Source organism: Pelagerythrobacter marinus (assembly GCF_034375205.1).
Lineage (GTDB): Bacteria > Pseudomonadota > Alphaproteobacteria > Sphingomonadales > Sphingomonadaceae > Pelagerythrobacter > Pelagerythrobacter marinus.
The window spans coordinates 1,945,306-1,961,345 of sequence record NZ_CP139719.1 but is presented as its reverse complement, the minus strand read 5'-3'; the positions used below and the strand labels follow the sequence as shown (position 1 = coordinate 1,961,345).

The 16,040-nt window shown below is 65.3% G+C and carries 14 protein-coding genes; 11 read left to right on the top strand and 3 right to left on the bottom strand.

Translation table 11 applies throughout. The features are described 5' to 3' along the window. Positions 1 to 44 precede the first annotated feature (44 nt). The 5 genes from tpiA (at position 45) to dnaN (ending at position 4,781) form a co-directional block, all read left to right on the top strand. A complete protein-coding gene (tpiA, locus tag T8T98_RS09670; protein WP_160733118.1) occupies positions 45 to 809 on the top strand; it encodes a triose-phosphate isomerase in 765 nt (254 codons plus the stop codon). Between the two features lie 75 nt (positions 810 to 884). Next, complete coding sequence (locus T8T98_RS09665; RefSeq protein WP_251105330.1) at positions 885 to 1,721, top strand: LD-carboxypeptidase; 837 nt, start codon at positions 885 to 887, stop codon at positions 1,719 to 1,721. 26 nt (positions 1,722 to 1,747) lie between these two features. After that, positions 1,748 to 2,686, top strand: coding sequence for an ACP S-malonyltransferase (gene fabD, locus T8T98_RS09660; RefSeq protein ID WP_251105331.1), 939 nt, complete (start codon positions 1,748 to 1,750; stop codon positions 2,684 to 2,686). After that, positions 2,686 to 3,438, top strand: coding sequence for a 3-oxoacyl-[acyl-carrier-protein] reductase (gene fabG, locus T8T98_RS09655; protein WP_160733115.1), 753 nt, complete (start codon positions 2,686 to 2,688; stop codon positions 3,436 to 3,438). Before fabD ends, fabG begins: the two co-directional genes overlap by 1 nt. A gap of 215 nt (positions 3,439 to 3,653) precedes the next feature. After that, positions 3,654 to 4,781 carry a DNA polymerase III subunit beta gene (gene dnaN, locus T8T98_RS09650; protein ID WP_251105332.1) on the top strand — a complete coding sequence of 376 codons (1,128 nt, stop codon included), beginning with the start codon at positions 3,654 to 3,656 and terminating at the stop codon, positions 4,779 to 4,781. 73 nt (positions 4,782 to 4,854) lie between these two features. On the opposite strand, the gene T8T98_RS09645 is transcribed toward dnaN, so the two are convergent. After that, a complete protein-coding gene (locus tag T8T98_RS09645) occupies positions 4,855 to 6,171 on the bottom strand; it encodes an FAD-dependent oxidoreductase (protein WP_251105333.1) in 1,317 nt (438 codons plus the stop codon). A gap of 259 nt (positions 6,172 to 6,430) precedes the next feature. Here T8T98_RS09645 and T8T98_RS09640 point away from each other — a divergent pair, with 259 nt between their 5' ends. The 6 genes from T8T98_RS09640 (at position 6,431) to T8T98_RS09615 (ending at position 14,359) form a co-directional block, all read left to right on the top strand. Further along, a complete protein-coding gene (locus T8T98_RS09640) occupies positions 6,431 to 9,079 on the top strand; it encodes an EAL domain-containing protein (protein WP_251105334.1) in 2,649 nt (882 codons plus the stop codon). Between the two features lie 78 nt (positions 9,080 to 9,157). Further along, on the top strand, positions 9,158 to 10,975 hold the full coding sequence (gene lepA, locus T8T98_RS09635) for a translation elongation factor 4 (RefSeq protein ID WP_251105335.1): 1,818 nt from the start codon (positions 9,158 to 9,160) through the stop codon (positions 10,973 to 10,975). A gap of 412 nt (positions 10,976 to 11,387) precedes the next feature. Continuing rightward, positions 11,388 to 11,882: a hypothetical protein gene (locus T8T98_RS09630; protein WP_251105336.1), complete on the top strand. Its 495-nt coding sequence runs from the start codon at positions 11,388 to 11,390 to the stop codon at positions 11,880 to 11,882. Further along, entirely contained in the window at positions 11,872 to 12,570 is a 699-nt protein-coding gene (locus T8T98_RS09625) for a hypothetical protein (RefSeq protein WP_251105337.1), read from the top strand. The genes T8T98_RS09630 and T8T98_RS09625 overlap by 11 nt, the downstream gene beginning before the upstream one ends. Positions 12,571 to 12,744: 174 nt before the next feature. Next, entirely contained in the window at positions 12,745 to 13,806 is a 1,062-nt protein-coding gene (locus T8T98_RS09620; protein ID WP_322295655.1) for a reverse transcriptase family protein, read from the top strand. Between the two features lie 49 nt (positions 13,807 to 13,855). Beyond that, the gene (locus tag T8T98_RS09615) at positions 13,856 to 14,359 is read left to right on the top strand and encodes a hypothetical protein (protein ID WP_251105339.1); all 504 of its coding nucleotides are present in this window, start codon (positions 13,856 to 13,858) and stop codon (positions 14,357 to 14,359) included. A gap of 253 nt (positions 14,360 to 14,612) precedes the next feature. Here the strand turns inward: T8T98_RS09615 and T8T98_RS09610 are convergent, their stop codons facing one another. Then, complete coding sequence (locus T8T98_RS09610) at positions 14,613 to 15,479, bottom strand: hypothetical protein (RefSeq protein ID WP_251105340.1); 867 nt, start codon at positions 15,477 to 15,479, stop codon at positions 14,613 to 14,615. A 258-nt stretch (positions 15,480 to 15,737) separates the two neighbouring features. Continuing rightward, entirely contained in the window at positions 15,738 to 16,040 is a 303-nt protein-coding gene (locus T8T98_RS09605; RefSeq protein ID WP_251105341.1) for a hypothetical protein, read from the bottom strand.

Here is a 16,040-nt window from a genome sequence, read left to right as displayed (position 1 = left end):
CGACCGGAATCGTTGAAATCGGGACCAAGGAAGCGGGATTCGTCATGGCCGAACGGCCCTACATCGTTGGAAACTGGAAGATGAACGGCACGCGGGCCATGCTGGCCCAGGCGCGTGCGATCGACCGTGCGGCGCAGAACATGATGAAGGTCGAGGTCGCTCTGGCGCCGCCCTTCACGCTGGTCCACGCGACCCACCGCGAGGTGGAGCAGATCGGGGTGGGCGCGCAGGATTGCCACCCGGCCGACGACGGTGCCCATACCGGCGACATCTCGGCGACGATGGCCGCCGACGCCGGGGCCAAGTTCGTCATTCTCGGCCACAGCGAACGCCGCCAGAACCACGGCGAGACCGATGCCCTCGTGCGCGCCAAGGCGCAGGCGGCGCTCGCCGCCGGGCTGCGCGTCATCATGTGCTGCGGCGAGACGGAGGACGTGCGCGACGCGGGCAAGGCGGTCGAACATGTCACCGCCCAACTGCGCGCCTCGCTTCCCGACACGCTGGAGCGCGCGGGCGAGATGCTGACCGTCGCCTACGAACCGGTCTGGGCGATCGGCACGGGCCGCACCCCCACGGTGGAGGATATCGGTGCCATGCACCGCGAGATCCGCGCCCTGCTGGTCGAGCTGTTCGGCGAGGAAGACGGCGCCGCCGTGCGCATCCTCTACGGTGGCTCGGTCAAGGCGGACAACGCGCGCGAACTGCTCGGTGCCGACGAAGTGGGCGGCGCGCTGGTCGGCGGCGCCAGCCTGACGGCGGAAAGCTTCATGGGCATCGTCATCGCCGCTGCCGAAGTGCACGAGGCCTGACCGGATCCGCCGCGCGCGGCAGCCAGCCCCTGCCGGCGCTTGATGCGCGGTCCCGCTGGCCCTAGTCCGCGGGACATGACACGCATTGCCATCTGCGCGCCGGGCAAGCGGCTCGAGCGCGAACACGCCGATGCGGTGGCCGACCTCGCGGCCGACCGCGCGGGCGTCGAACTGGTGTTTCACAAGCAGTGCTTCGCCCGCCATGGCCATTTCGCCGGCGACGACGCCACGCGGCTTGCCGCGCTGACAGAATGTGCCGACGACCCGGCGTTCGACGCGGTCTGGTTCGCCCACGGCGGCTATGGCGCGAACCGGATCTCGGCCGATGCCGTCGCCCGCATGGGGCCGGCCGCGCGCGACAAGGCTTACCTCGGCTATTCCGACACCGGCTATCTCCTCGCCGCGCTCTACCGCGCGGGCATCGGCCGTCCGGCGCACGGGCCGATGGCGGCGGACATCCGCCGCGACGGGGGCGAAGGCGCAGTGATGCGCGCGCTCGACTGGCTCTGCGGCAAGGACGACGGCCTCGAAGGCGGACTGGAGCGGGGCGGCGAGGGGCCGCCCGCGGTCGCCTTCAACCTGATCACCCTCGCCATGCTGTGCGGCACCGAGCTGATGCCGGATCTTGCCGGGCACGTCGTCATGGTGGAGGAAGTGTCCGAACACCTCTACGCCGTCGATCGCCTGTTCTTCCACGTCACCCAGCACCTGGCTGGCATCGCCGGCCTGCGTCTCGGCCGGATCAGCGACGTGCCGGAGAACGATCGCCCGTTCGGTTCGAGCGAGGAGGATATCGCCCGCTACTGGTGCGACAGGGCCGGCATCCCGTATCTCGGTTTCGCCGATATCGGGCACGACGGCGGCAACAAGATCGTTCCCTTCGGGCTTGCCCGCGCGCCCGGCCGCGCATAGTTGCCCGCCGCGACAAGGAGATCGTTATGCGTGCATTCGTTTTTCCCGGGCAGGGTAGCCAGAAAGTCGGAATGGGGGCGGATCTCGCCGCGGCGAGCGGCGCCGCGCGCGAGGTTTTCGAGGAAGTCGACGAGGCGCTGTCGGAGGGCCTTTCCGCGATCATGCGCGAGGGGCCGGAAGACCAGTTGACCCTGACCGAGAATGCCCAGCCGGCGATCATGGCCAATTCGATCGCCACGCTGCGCGTTCTGGAGCGCGAGTTCGGCATCGTCCTGGCCGAGAAGGGCGACTGCGTCGCCGGCCACTCGTTGGGCGAATACTCGGCGCTCTGCGCGGTCGGGGCCTTCTCGCTTGCCGACACGGCCCGATTGCTCAAGCTGCGCGGGCGCGCGATGCAGGCCGCCGTCCCGGTCGGCGAGGGCGCGATGTGCGCGCTGCTGGGGGCGGATCTCGACAAGGCCCGGGCCCTGGCCGATGCCGCGGCCCAGGGTGAAGTGTGCCAGGTCGCGAACGACAACGATCCGGGCCAGGTCGTCCTCTCGGGCCACAAGGGTGCGATCGAGCGCGCGGTGGCCATGGTGAAGGACCACGGCATCAAGCGCGGCGTCCTGCTGCCGGTCTCGGCGCCCTTCCACTGCGATCTCATGCGCCCTGCCGCCGATGCCATGGCCGAGGCCCTGGAGAAAACCGCGCCGGGCCCGTTCGCCCTGCCGCTCTATGCCAACGTCACCGCCGGCGAGGTCAGCGATCCGGCGCAGGAACAGCGTCTGCTGGTCGAACAGGTGACCGGGCGCGTGCGCTGGCGCGAAAGCGTCCTGGCCATGCGCGCTGCCGGGGTCGACGGCTTTGTCGAGCTGGGCGGCAAGGTCCTGGGCCCGATGATCGGCCGGATCGACAAGGAAGCCCCGGCCACCAGCGTGATCACGATGGCCGATATCGAAGCCCTCGCGAAGGAGATCGGATAATGTTTTCGCTCGAAGGAAAGACGGCGCTGGTCACCGGCGCGAGCGGCGGGATCGGTTCCGCCATCGCCTATGCCTTGGCGCGGCAGGGCGCGCGCCTCGCGCTCAGCGGATCGAACAGCGGCAAGCTGCGCGCCTTCCGCGAACAGATCAACGACGAGGTCGGCGGCGACCACGTGGAAATCACCTGCGACCTGTCGAACCCCGAACAGGTCGAGGAACTGGTGCCGGCCACGGTCGACACCCTGGGCCGGATCGACATCCTGGTGAACAATGCCGGCGTCACGCGGGACAACCTGGCCATGCGGATGAAGGACGAGGAGTGGGACGCGGTCATGCGGATCAACCTCGAGGCCGCTTTCCGCCTGATGCGCGCGGCGGCGCGCCCGATGATGAAGGCGCGCGGCGGCCGGATCGTCAGCATCACCAGCGTGGTGGGCGCCACCGGCAATCCCGGCCAGATGAATTATTCCGCCGCCAAGGCGGGCCTCGTCGGCATGTCGAAGAGCCTGGCGCAGGAGCTTGCGAGCCGCGGGATCACCGTCAACTGCGTCGCGCCGGGCTTCATCCGCACCGCCATGACCGACCAGCTGCCCGACGCGCAGAAAGACGCGCTCAACGCCCGCATCCCGATGGGCCGGATGGGCGAGGGCGAGGACATCGGGGCCGCGGTGGCCTATCTCGCCAGCGACGAGGCGGCCTATGTCACCGGGCAGACGCTGCACGTCAACGGCGGCATGGCGATGCTTTCCTGACAGATTTATCCCCAAGGAATCGGGACGGCGGGGCTTTGGTCCTTGCCCCGTCCGGCCTCGGGACTAAGGATATTCGCAACATTCCGGCGCTCGCGGGCGATTCCGGCCGCGGACCCGTCCCCGGGGACCCTGGTCTCCGCCGACTTTCGCCCACCCGGGCGTCGGGCCGTCTGAGAGCGCGACGTCCGTGAGCGCAAAGGGGGAATTGATACGCGATGAAGGCCACTATCGAACGCGCAACGCTCCTCAGGTGCCTCAGCCACGTCCAGTCGGTGGTGGAGCGGCGCAACACGATCCCCATTCTCTCCAACGTGCTGATCGAGGCGGCCGACGGCGGCTCGCTGAAGGTCATGGCGACCGACCTCGACCTGCAGGTGGTGGAGAACATGGCCGCCGCCTCGGTCGAAAGCTCGGGCGCGATCACGGTTTCGGCGCACCTGCTGTTCGATATCGCGCGCAAGCTGCCCGAAGGCAGCCAGGTCAGCCTCGAGACGGCCGAGAACCGGCTGACGATCAAGGCCGGCCGCAGCCGTTTCCAGCTTCCGACCCTGCCGCGTGACGATTTCCCGGTCATCGTCGAAGGCGACTTGCCGACCAGTTTCGAGATCCCGGCCAAGACCCTGGCCGAGCTGATCGATCGCACCCGCTTCGCGATCTCGACCGAGGAAACCCGCTATTACCTCAACGGCATCTTCCTCCACGTGTCGGAGGAAGACAAGCCGGTGCTGAAGGCCGCGGCGACCGACGGGCACCGTCTCGCGCGGTTCACGATCGACCAGCCCGACGGCGCGCAGGGGATGCCGGACGTGATCGTGCCGCGCAAGGCCGTGGCCGAACTGCGCAAGCTGCTGGAGGAATCGCTGGACGGCAACGTCCAGGTGGATCTCTCCGCCAGCAAGATCCGCTTCACGCTGGGCGGCGAGGGCGGCGTGGTGCTGACCAGCAAGCTGATCGACGGGACGTTCCCCGACTACAGCCGCGTGATCCCGACCGGGAACGACAAGCTGCTCAAGCTCGATCCGCGCAGTTTCTACGAAGGCGTGGACCGCGTGGCGACCATCGCCACGGAGAAGACCCGCGCGGTCAAGATGGGGCTCGACCAGGACAAGGTGATCCTCTCGGTCACCAGCCCGGACAACGGTACCGCGGCCGAGGAAGTGCCCGCCGACTATTCGGCCGAAGGGTTCGAGATCGGCTTCAACGCCAATTACCTGAAGGACATCCTCAGCCAGATCGACAGCGACACGGTCGAACTGCACCTGGCCGACGCAGGCGCGCCGACGCTGATCCGGCAGGATGCCGGCAGCCCCGCGCTCTATGTCCTGATGCCGATGCGGGTCTGACGGCCCGCGCCCGCCCGCGGGGCGGGCGGCTCAATCGGGATTGGCGCCCGGGCAGGGCCGCGGGCAGCCGGGCCTATTCGCGGGCGCGGATCATCGCCTCTACATCGACGAATTTCTCGCGCGGGGCGCCCTCGCGCGCGGCGCGGGCCTCGGCCTCCTCGATCTTCTTCCAGTCGCGGAAGGTGACGACCTCGATCCCGCGCTCTTCGACGAGCCGGTCAAACCCGGCGCGCCCTTCCTTGCCGCGCGGTCCGAGCGCGCCGCCGTCCATGTCCTCGGCGATCTTCTCGACCACGCCGAAGCCGTCCGGGCGGTTGGTCCCGATCGTCCCGGTCGGGCCGCGCCGGGCCCAGCCCACGCAATAGAGGCCGGGCAGGATCCGCCCCTCGTCGTTCGCGAAGCGGCCCGCGCGCTCGTCGAACGGGACGCCGGGAATCGGCGAGCTGCGATAGCCGATGCAACTGATCACGAGATCGGCCGGGACGGTGTACGTCTCCCCCGTCCCGACCGCGCGCCCGGCCTCGACCCGGGTGCGCTCCAGCTCGATCGCCTCGACCCTGTCCTTGCCCAGCAGTCGCACCGGGCTTGCGAACATGTCGAAGTCAATCTCCACGCTCTTGTCCGCCCGCTCGCTCTCCGGGATCGCGGCGAAGCTGCGCAAGTGCGCGACGGACTTGCGCAGGCCGGGTTCGAGCAGCGCGTCATCGGCCTCGGGCGGAAGATCGGACGGTGCAACGCGGGGACTGGCGCGTTCCAGGTGCATCAGTTCGCCCAGTTCCTTGGGCGTCATCATGATCTGGTGCGGGCCGCGCCGCCCGACGATGGTAATCGTCGAAATCGCCGCGGCGCGCAGCGCGTCGAGCGCGTGGGCGACAATGTCGGACCCCGCGAATTCCGCCTCGGTCTTGGCGAGGATGCGCGCCACGTCGAGCGCGACGTTGCCCATGCCGATCACGACCGCGTGGCGGCCGGAAAGATCCGGCGCGAGCCCGGCAAACTGCGGGTGGCCGTTGTACCACCCGACGAAGGCCGCGCTGCCGAAGACATTGGGCAGCGCCTCGCCCTCTATCCCCAGCGCGCGATCGTTGGGCGCGCCGGTGGCGAACACGACCGCGTCGTAGAGCGATTGCAACTCGGGCACGGTGACGTCCCGCCCCACCGCGACATTGCCGACGAAGCGCACGTTCTCGGTCAGGGCCGTGGCCTCGTAACGGCGGCTGACGCCCTTGATGGACTGGTGATCGGGGGCGACGCCGGTGCGGATCAGGCCGTAGGGCACCGGCAGCATGTCGAAGATATCGACGCGGATCTCGTCGCCCCAGTGTTTCTGGGCAGCTTCCGCGGTGTAGTAGCCCGCAGGGCCCGAGCCGATGATGGCGAGGTGCCGCATCAGGTGGCGGGCCGCCCGCGGGCCGTGCGTGTCGCGTCTACCGGCTGCGCCCTGGCTGCCATGCACCCTCTTCTTCTTGCCCGTATCCGAGCGGGCGATTCATGCACGTGCCCACGCGCCTTGGCAAGCGCGCTCGCGCGGCAGGAAATTGCCGAATCCTGCCCTTCGATTAACCGTTTTTTCAAGGGGTCTGGCGCATGCGGGCGGCATGGTGGTGGCGTCAGCAAGAACCGCGAGTGAGCCCGAGGCGCCCGGTTCGATGCTTTCGGCCGGTCCCGCGACGCATGCCGATGCGCCGGACCGTGCCCAGCCGCCGCTGCGCGCCGTGCCCGAAGAACGCCGCCAGCGTCGCGACCGGCGCGAGGTCAAGCGCAACAAGGTTGCCGCCGTGGCGAAAGCGCCGCCGATCGTTCCGCCCCCCTTTGCCTGGATGAGCGTGGCGATCGCCGCCGCTTTCGCGATTTCCGGGGTGATCGCGCTCTCCGCGCCGCCTGCGGCCTGCATCGTCGCCGCGCTGCTCGGCATCGGGACCGCCGCGCTTGGCCGCCCGGTCAATGCCTGGGGCGACGGGGCGGCGCTGCCCGTTCCGGCCCGCCAGGGGCTGGCCGTCGCGCTTGTCCTCCTGTCGTCGGCCGGGGTCGGGTTCGGCCTGGCGGAGTGGATGTATTCGGGATCGCTCGACTGGCGCATCGGCGTCGCCGCGCTGGTCACGGTCAATATCCTGTTCGCCGCGCTGCTCAGCGACCGGATCGTGCTGGTCTTCATGAGCAAGCTCGGCTGCTGGGCCCCTGTGGCGCTCGTGGACGGCTCGTTCTATGCATTTTCCGGCCTGGCGATCGCCGCGATCACGAGCGGGCTCGTGGCCAGTTACCAGCTGCGTTTCGAGCGGGCGCGGGCCGAAGAGGAAGCCGCGCTCGCCCGCGTTCGCGACCGGGCGCAGAGCATTCTCCAGGACTACGAGGAAACGGGGCAGGGCTGGTTCTGGGAAACCGACCGCCGCGGACGGCTCACCTACCTCTCGCCTTCGGTCGCGCGCGCGCTCGGGCGCGCCGAAGACGAACTGGTCGGGCGCGCGTTCTCGCGCCTGTTCGATCTCGGCGACGAGAACCGCGAAGGCGAGCGGACGCTGACGTTCCACTTGTCCTCCCGCTCCTCGTTCGAAGGGCTGGCGGTCAAGGCCGCCGTTCCCGACGAAGAGCGGTGGTGGTCGATCAACGGGCGGCCGGTCTATGACGGTTTCCGCAATTTCTGCGGCTTTCGCGGTTCGGGGACCGACCTGACCGAGAAGAAGCTGAGCGAGGAAAATGCCAAGCGGCTCGCGCGGTACGACTCGCTGACCGGGCTGGCGAACCGTTTCCAGATGTCGCAAACGCTGGAAAAGATCGTCTGCAGCCCGCAGGAAAGGGAGCGCGAGTGCGCGATCTTCCTGCTCGACCTCGACCGGTTCAAGCACGTCAACGACACGCTGGGCCATCCCGCCGGCGACGCCTTGCTCAAGCAGGTCGCCCAGCGGCTGGAACGGGCCGTTGGCAAGCAGGGCCGCGTGGGGCGGCTCGGCGGCGACGAGTTCCAGGTGATCGTCCCCGGCCGGGTCGAGCACGAACAGCTCGGCCACCTGGCGCAGGAAATCATCCACGCCCTGTCGCAGCCCTATTCGATCGACGGGCAGCGCGTGGTGATCGGATCGTCCATCGGCATTGCCGTATCGCCCGATCACGGCGTGACCAGCGAGGCGCTGATCCGCAACGCCGACCTCGCGCTCTACGCCGCGAAGGACGCCGGGCGGGGCCGGTGCCATTTCTATTCGAGCGACCTCCACAGCGCGGCGGAGGAGCGCAATGCGCTCGAACAGGACCTGCGCGATGCGATCGCCCACGGCGGGCTGGAGCTGTTCTACCAGCCGGTGGTGGACGCGAGCAGCGAACGGATTGCCGGGTTCGAGGCGCTGCTGCGCTGGAACCATCCGCGGCGCGGCTGGCTCTCGCCCGACAAGTTCGTGCCGATTGCCGAGGATACCGGCCTCATCGCCGCGATCGGCGAATGGGCGATCCGCACCGCCTGCAGCGCGCTGGCCGAATGGCCGGAGGAAGTGCGCTGCGCCGTCAACGTCTCGCCGCTCCAGTTCGCCAGTCCGCAGCTCCCGGCGATCATCACGAATGCGATCGCCCAGGCCGGCATCGATCCTTCGCGCCTGGAGCTGGAGATTACCGAGAGCGTCTTCCTCAACGACGACGAGGGGACCGAGGCGATGTTCGCCGCGCTCAAGCGCATCGGGGTGCGCCTGGCGCTCGACGATTTCGGGACCGGCTATTCCTCGCTCGGCTATCTGAAGAAGGCGCCTTTCGACAAGATCAAGATCGACCAGAGCTTCGTGCGCGGCGCCACGCGGCCGGGGAGCCGGAACGGCGCGATCATCGCCTCGATCACCAGCCTCGCCCAGGCGCTGGGAATGGACGTCACGGCCGAAGGCGTCGAGACGCTCGACGAACTGGACCTCGTGCGCCAGCACGGCTGCACCCATGTCCAGGGCTATATCTACGACAAGGCGCTGAGCAGCCAGGCGGTGGAAGAACGGCTCGCGAACGGCCTCGCGATGGAAGCGGTCGGCCCGCGCGCGGCCCGCGCCCCGCGCAAGACGATGCTGCGCAAGGTCGTGCTCGAACACGCGGGGCAGCACTACGCCGGCACCGTCCGCAATGCCTCGACCGAGGGCGCGATGGTGGAGGGGCTGTGGAACGTCCCGGTCGGCACGCGCTTCCGCATTGCCCTGTCCGATACGCTGACGGTCGATGCGACGAGCCGCTGGTGCATCGACAACCGCATGGGCGTGCAGTTCGACCGCCCGATCCCGCTCGACATCGACGGCGCCCGGCCCCCGGCGGAAGAGCCGCGCAAGGCCCGCGCCTGACCGCCATTCCCGCTGCAATGGGGGCGAGCCAACGTCTCCGTCGTTGCAGCTTTCCGGCCGGGGTTATAAGGGGCCGCGATGACTGATCTTGGCCTTATTCGCAATTTCTCGATCATCGCGCATATCGACCATGGCAAGTCGACGCTCGCCGATCGGCTGATCCAGGTCTGCGGCGGGCTGACCGAGCGCGAGATGAGCGCGCAAGTCCTTGATAACATGGACATTGAGCGCGAGCGTGGGATCACGATCAAGGCCCAGACCGTGCGCCTCAACTACACCGCCCGGGACGGCAGGACCTACGAGCTCAACCTGATGGACACCCCCGGCCATGTCGACTTCGCATACGAGGTCAGCCGCAGCCTCGCCGCGTGCGAGGGCGCGCTGCTGGTGGTCGATGCCGCACAGGGGGTCGAGGCGCAGACGCTCGCCAATGTCTACCAGTCGATCGAGCACGACCACGAGATCGTCCCCGTCATCAACAAGATCGACCTGCCCGCGGCCGAGCCCGACAAGGTCAAGGCCGAGATCGAGGACATCATCGGTCTCGACGCCAGCGACGCCGTGCTCACCAGCGCGAAGTCCGGCATCGGGATCGAGGACACGCTGGAGGCGATCGTCGCCCGCATCCCGCCGCCCACCGGCGACCGCGACGCGCCGCTCAAGGCCATGCTGGTCGATAGCTGGTACGATCCCTACCTCGGCGTGGTCATCCTCGTGCGGGTGATGGACGGCGTGCTGAAGAAGGGCCTGCAGGTCCGCTTCATGCAGGGCGGCACGCAGCACCTGGTCGACCGGGTCGGCGCCTTCACCCCCAAGCGGGTGGACCTGCCGGAGATCGGCCCGGGCGAGATCGGCTTCATCACCGCGCAGATCAAGGAAGTCGAACAGGCGCGCGTGGGCGACACGATCACGACGGTGAAGGGCGGGGCGGACAAGGCGCTGCCCGGGTACAAGGAAGTCCAGCCTGTGGTCTTCTGCGGCCTCTTCCCCGTCGATGCCGCCGATTTCGAGAAGCTGCGCGAATCGATCGGCAAGCTGCGCCTCAACGATGCGAGCTTCAGCTACGAGATGGAAAGCAGCGCGGCGCTCGGCTTCGGCTTCCGCTGCGGCTTCCTCGGCCTCCTCCACCTGGAGATCATCCAGGAACGGCTGAGCCGCGAATACGATCTGGACCTGATTACCACGGCCCCCAGCGTCGTCTATCGCATCCGCCTCGGCAAGACGAAGAACGAGGAAGCGAAGACGATCGAGCTGCACAACCCGGCCGACTATCCCGATCCCAACCGGATCGAATGGATCGAGGAGCCGTGGATCAAGGCGACGATCTACACGCCCGACGAATACCTCGGCGCGATCCTGAAGCTGTGCCAGGACCGGCGCGGCATCCAGACCGACCTTACTTATGTCGGCGGCCGCGCGCAGGTGACCTACGAGCTGCCGCTGAACGAGGTCGTGTTCGATTTCTACGACCGCCTGAAATCGATCAGCCGCGGCTACGCCAGCTTCGATTACGAGCAGATCGGCCTGCGCGAGGGCGATCTCGTCAAGATGAACATCCTGGTGAACAACGAGCCGGTCGATGCCCTGTCGCTGATCGTCCACCGCTCGGTCGCCGAAGAACGCGGCCGCGGCATGTGCGAGCGCCTGAAAGACCTGATCCCGCGCCACCTGTTCAAGATCCCGATCCAGGCCGCGATCGGCGGCAAGGTGATTGCCCGCGAGACCATCGCCGCCCTGCGCAAGGACGTGACCGCCAAGTGCTACGGCGGCGACATCACGCGCAAGAAGAAGCTGCTGGAAAAGCAGAAGAAGGGCAAGGCGCGGATGAGGGAGTACGGCAATGTGAGCATCCCGCAGGAGGCGTTTATTGCGGCGCTAAGGATGGGGGAGGAGTGAAGCCCCGCGCCTAGCGCAGGCGTTTGCGCAGCAAACGGTAAGCTAGAAGCGAGAGGCTGTAACTCCGGCCAGCGGGTGCGCGTAGCGCAACCCGTATGACGTCACGTGGCGCATGGAGCGATTGCGGCAGCAATCGCGGAACGGCGCGTGACGGCGTGCTACCTTTCTGAGGCGCTGGAGCCGGCAGGCGGCCTGTCTCCGCGGAAGCGGGGAGGAATGTGAGCATTCCTTAGGAGGCGTTTGTTGCGGCGCTGAGATGGAGGTATCTTTCCCCACGTGAAGTTCTTTCTATGCGTATGACTGACTGAACGGGCTGTCCTGCGAAAGTCGAATTCCCCGTGAACCTCGCTCCCGAGATTTTATGAGAACACCACGGATTGCTCCGTCGCCCAACTGCGATTAATCCACGGGCATGGAGGTTGTGGGGAACCATCTAGAGGCCGAAGCGGCTAGGCGCGAGGCGAACCTAAATGAGTTCGACCTTTTTGGACGCTCGGCGTTCAATCGATATTATTACGCAGCCTTCTTGCTCGCTCGTGAAATGATGCGAAAGTTCAACCCTAATTGGAGGGGGAGTCATCAGGGCCTTCCGGATAATATCGTCACGTCAACTGCAAAGGTGTTAAAAGAAGCGAAGCGACGCGCTCGAAAAGTGGGTGATAAGGGTTTGGAAGATAAGTGTGGAGTCGGTGTTTACCATTCTCATGAACTTGCCGAACTCTTGAGAAATGCATATGCGATCAGAACGTTGGCGGACTACGAGCCTGAACAACTTATTCAGCGCAATGACAAAGGTGGAATTTCGTTAGGTTTGATTCGAATCAGTTCCGCCAAGCACTGGCCCTCGCAAGCACGTCGACACATCGGAGAAATCGAGGAGGCTTGGAGGGCGGCGAATGGCATTTGATGAGGCCATCATAACTGCTGCATCGAAGCAGGGGGTCATCTTGGCCGCGAGGCCATCCCTCGTTGCCGACGGGCGCACCTACCTCGCCATAGTGGATCGCGAGACGGATCGTAGGAAGCTCAACGCGTTTCTGAGACTTCTGAGAAATCAGGGCATCCCGATCGAAATCGGTTTCGCCACTGTGCGAGACAATGCTTTCGAGGCGGCGGTTCGAGAAAGCGTAGCGATGCGCTTCGGCGAGGTCATATATGACGTTAGTACCTCTAGGTCGCCTAGTGGAACATCTGTATCAATCACATACTACGAAAATGAGCGAATTTCTGCGAATGAAATTCGAGATCATGTTCAGGAATTGTCAGTACTTTTTGGCGTCAAACCGCTGAAAATAAATATAGGTGAGCGATCTGTTAAGCCCGGCGTGACAGAATTTCTACAATTAACCCGTGTATTTGCACCGGTTACCTGCGAAAGGATGCAGGAGCTAATTCATGATCGTGGTTATCCAATGCCTCCACTTGATTGGATTAATCACCAATTCGATCTCTTTCGAAAGAGGGGATTCCTGATCAGGAGAGAAGATCAATCCTACGTTCTTACGCTTCCGGGGCTTCTCGCTCTTGGTTCCGGTAAGAGCAGATACAGCCCCGACGTCCGCCGTGTCCTTGATCTCGCGCGCGCTAGGAAATAGACGGATGTCGTGGGAGCCTCAGGCGCGGGTGTGCATCACGCCCACAACGCCAAGACCATACACAGAAGGTGCCGACGGCTTCGCCGCCGCTCCTTCGAAACGTCGTCGAAGCCGTCGGCGCTCAATGAAAGCAAGCTTTGCTGTATGAGGCTCCCACAACCCTTCGTTGAGTCCTTGTGGTTCCAGCTCGATTCTTTGGACGAACTACGGCAAGCCTATCCGGCGTTGTCGAATGCTGAAGCGCAACTAATCGAAGATCTTAGCCAGCGCGGTTTGCCGCCCGCCACGTCCATTGAGGCGCTTGCTGCATTGTTCGGGTTGAATCCTGGGCTTCTCTGGGCGTTTAAGAATAAACCAAATCGCTATTATCGAACTTTCAAAATACCGAAAGGAAAAGAAAAACGAGAGATGACAGCTCCTAAAGTCGGGCTAAAAATGATTCAAAGTTGGCTAGGGTATCATCTAGCACGTCAAGAGGTTGCCGACCATGTTTTTGGCTTTGTGCCGGGGCGATCACACATTGATGCAGCTGAAAAGCACATTGGGGCTCAATGGGCGTACTCTTTTGATATATCGAACTTCTTTGTTTCCACGCCGCGTGCGGAAGTTGGCGGAGCGTTGCTCCAACTCGGATATTCTCCCGCCTCGGCTGAGTTGATCTGCGACCTTTGCACCCTGAATGGACGTTTGGTGCAGGGGTCTCCTGCCAGCCCCGCCCTTTCGAACATCTGTTTTAGGGGTGTCGACCAGGCTCTGCGAACCATTGCTCAGCAGAACGGGTTTGTCGTTACCCGATACGCCGATGACGTGGTTTTTAGTGGGCAAGGTGAACTTCCAGCCGAGCTTGAAAATCAAATTGTTCCGATTTTTGCTGCCACACCGTGGAAGGTTCACCCGAATAAGATATTGAAGCAGCCCATCAAGGGCCGCATTAAGGTTCACGGCCTTCTTGTGACCGATGATCATATCGCTCTTACGAAAGGATATCGGAACAAGATTCGGGCCTATCGGCACATCTACGCCACCAAAAAGCTTGCCGCCGAGGACAGACGGCGTCTTGCCGGTCATTTGAACTATGCTCGACAAGTAGAAATCCGTGAATCCGCTCTTAGCGAGTTTGATTGGGATGACTTTGAAATTTCGGTGGAAAAGGGCGCGAACTCGAATTGGCTCTCGCGCGTACGATCAGCGGGCTCGATATCAGCTATCCTAAGGCAATTTAGGAAGGCAACGTGAGACGCGTCTGATTATTGCGTGAGACTTGGGAGAGGGGGTGAGGGGGCTAATGCCGCACTGCGTGTTCATGCACAAAGCCGACTCGATCTACGACGACATTCCGGCTGAGCGCTATCAGTTCCCTGCAATGTATCTCAGCCGAGCCGAGCCGTGCATCGGGGACTGGATCGTCTATCTCGAGCCGCGCAAGGTCACGAACTCGCGCGGGTACTTTGCCGTCGCCAAGGTCGAGAAGATCATCCCCGATCCCACCGCGCCGGGCATGTTCCTCGCGCTGATCGAGCCGGGGACTTATCTCGACTTCGTCAATCCCGTTCCCTTCAGCGGCCCCGAAGGGCCGATCGAGCGCGGGGTGCTCAACGAGGCGGGGGCGATCTCGGGGCGGGCGCGGGCGGCGGTGCGGCCGCCGTTGCGGGCGGACTTCGCGCGGATCGTTAACGCGAAGGTGTCAGGCGATCATCAATCCGACGGGGAAGCTCAAGGCGCGGGAGATCGAGTCCTACCGGCCGCATCCCAGGTTCCTGTCGTGGCATCGCCAGTTCCACGGGTTTGATGCGTAGCGGCTGCGCTGCTTCGCGAGGTCTTTCCAAGTTTGGTTTTTTGTTTGCGCCCTCAAACGCCGGGCGGGGCGCATCCGCGCCCCTTGGGTTGGCGCTTCGCGCCGTCTCCGCCTTCGGCTTCGACTCCCTCCGCGCAGAGCGCTCCGGGCGCGCGGTCGCGCTTGCGGTCCGCTGGGCGCGGACCGGGGCGTTTCAGACCTGTGGGGTGGCGGCGGAGCGAGCCCTCCCGCTAGCGGATGGGGTGGGTCACCAATCGCCGTCCTTTAGTGTCCTGATGCGGGGGCCGGCTTCGGGGGGCGGGGGTTCGGCTTCGCTGTTCTCGTCGCCCGCCTCCTCCGCCGGGGGTGGGAGTTCGGGGAGCGGGGTGGGGGCTTGTGCGTTTCGCTCGATATAGGCCGGGTGTTCCGGGTCTTCGTAGGGGTTGTAGCCGTTGGCCTCGTCTTCGCGGTGGGCGGCTTCGTAGGCTTCGAGCAGGGCGCGGGTGCGGGGGCTCATGTGGAACAGGCGACGTTCGCGCATCTGGCCCAGCTTGCGGTCGATGCTGGCGAGCACCTCGTCCTCGTGCTCGTAAGTGCCCTCGCGCCGCTTCTCCTCCTCCCACTCGGCGCGCCACTGCTTCTTCAGCCGCTCCAGCTCCATCTTGCCGATCGCGTTCAGGCCTTTCGCCTTGCCTTCCGCAAAGCGGCCGGGGGCGCGGTTTCGCAGCATGAACATCAGCAGCCGGTCGTTGTAACTGCGCCGGGTGCCGACCAGCTTGCCGTAGGAATAGACCGGCACTTCCACCCCGTGCAGCGCGCGCTGCATCGCGACGTCCTCGATCCGCCGGACGCCGAGGTCGAGCGCGGCCTCCCACGCCTTGCGGAAGCTCTCGGCGCCGGGCTGGCGGCGCAAGTGATAGGCGCCGACCGTGCTCATGTTCACCGCGCGGCAGGCGGCATCGACGCTGCCGGTATCGGCCAGGGCCTCGATGAAGCGGCGCTGCCGCGCCTCGGTCCAGCCGTCGTGGCGGCGGCACTTGCGCGGAACGGGGGTGAAGGCGGGCAGCTCGCCCCCGCCGGCGACGATCTCGTCCAGCGGCAGGCGCGTCTCGCGGTTGTCGGTGCGGCGGGTCATCCGGCAGGGTGGAGCAAAATTCCGCCGTGTAGGAAAATGAATTTTTGCCCGCGCGGGGCAGGAGGGGGGGAGCGCCGGGGGGAGGGCTATGGTGCCCAGGGACGGAGTGAAGCAATGCCGGAATTTCAGGTGGATAGGATTGCCGAACCGCCTTGCGCGACCCACGCATTCCTGCGGCATCCGGCAAGATGATTGCCGAACCTTTTCGCGCGACTACCCGCGAGAATTGGGGGCTGCTGGCGCAGCCCCCAACGCGAGTTAAGCGGCGACAGTCGGATACCCGTTTGCGGCCATTCGAGCCAGGAGATCGGGATCGATCCATGCAGCGCTATCAGTTCGGGCGACCATCAATCGATCGTTGGGGTCGATGTACTGGCGGAGCCAGTTCCGAAGTTCCACTGCACTACCGGGCCATCGAACAAACCAGCATGACTGCTGAAATTTCGTGGCCCCTGGCAAAAGCAGCAGCGCGTCGTACAAGGCGTCATAGCTCTGGCCGGGAAGCCGCAGGTCGCACGTTACGATGAAGGTTTCCGTGGGAGGTTGGTCGAAGTACGACAT

What these genes read in the sequence shown, in the direction of transcription:
- tpiA (WP_160733118.1), top strand. Translation starts at nt 45, where the DNA reads ATGGCCGAACGGCCCTACATCGTTGGAAACTGGAAGATGAACGGCACG.
- T8T98_RS09665 (WP_251105330.1), top strand. Translation starts at nt 885, where the DNA reads ATGACACGCATTGCCATCTGCGCGCCGGGCAAGCGGCTCGAGCGCGAA.
- fabD (WP_251105331.1), top strand. Translation starts at nt 1,748, where the DNA reads ATGCGTGCATTCGTTTTTCCCGGGCAGGGTAGCCAGAAAGTCGGAATG.
- T8T98_RS09605 (WP_251105341.1), bottom strand. Translation starts at nt 16,040, where the DNA reads ATGTCGTACTTCGACCAACCTCCCACGGAAACCTTCATCGTAACGTGC.
- T8T98_RS09645 (WP_251105333.1), bottom strand. Translation starts at nt 6,171, where the DNA reads ATGCGGCACCTCGCCATCATCGGCTCGGGCCCTGCGGGCTACTACACC.
- dnaN (WP_251105332.1), top strand. Translation starts at nt 3,654, where the DNA reads ATGAAGGCCACTATCGAACGCGCAACGCTCCTCAGGTGCCTCAGCCAC.
- T8T98_RS09615 (WP_251105339.1), top strand. Translation starts at nt 13,856, where the DNA reads ATGCCGCACTGCGTGTTCATGCACAAAGCCGACTCGATCTACGACGAC.
- T8T98_RS09610 (WP_251105340.1), bottom strand. Translation starts at nt 15,479, where the DNA reads ATGACCCGCCGCACCGACAACCGCGAGACGCGCCTGCCGCTGGACGAG.
- T8T98_RS09625 (WP_251105337.1), top strand. Translation starts at nt 11,872, where the DNA reads ATGGCATTTGATGAGGCCATCATAACTGCTGCATCGAAGCAGGGGGTC.
- fabG (WP_160733115.1), top strand. Translation starts at nt 2,686, where the DNA reads ATGTTTTCGCTCGAAGGAAAGACGGCGCTGGTCACCGGCGCGAGCGGC.
- lepA (WP_251105335.1), top strand. Translation starts at nt 9,158, where the DNA reads ATGACTGATCTTGGCCTTATTCGCAATTTCTCGATCATCGCGCATATC.
- T8T98_RS09630 (WP_251105336.1), top strand. Translation starts at nt 11,388, where the DNA reads ATGGAGGTTGTGGGGAACCATCTAGAGGCCGAAGCGGCTAGGCGCGAG.
- T8T98_RS09640 (WP_251105334.1), top strand. Translation starts at nt 6,431, where the DNA reads ATGCTTTCGGCCGGTCCCGCGACGCATGCCGATGCGCCGGACCGTGCC.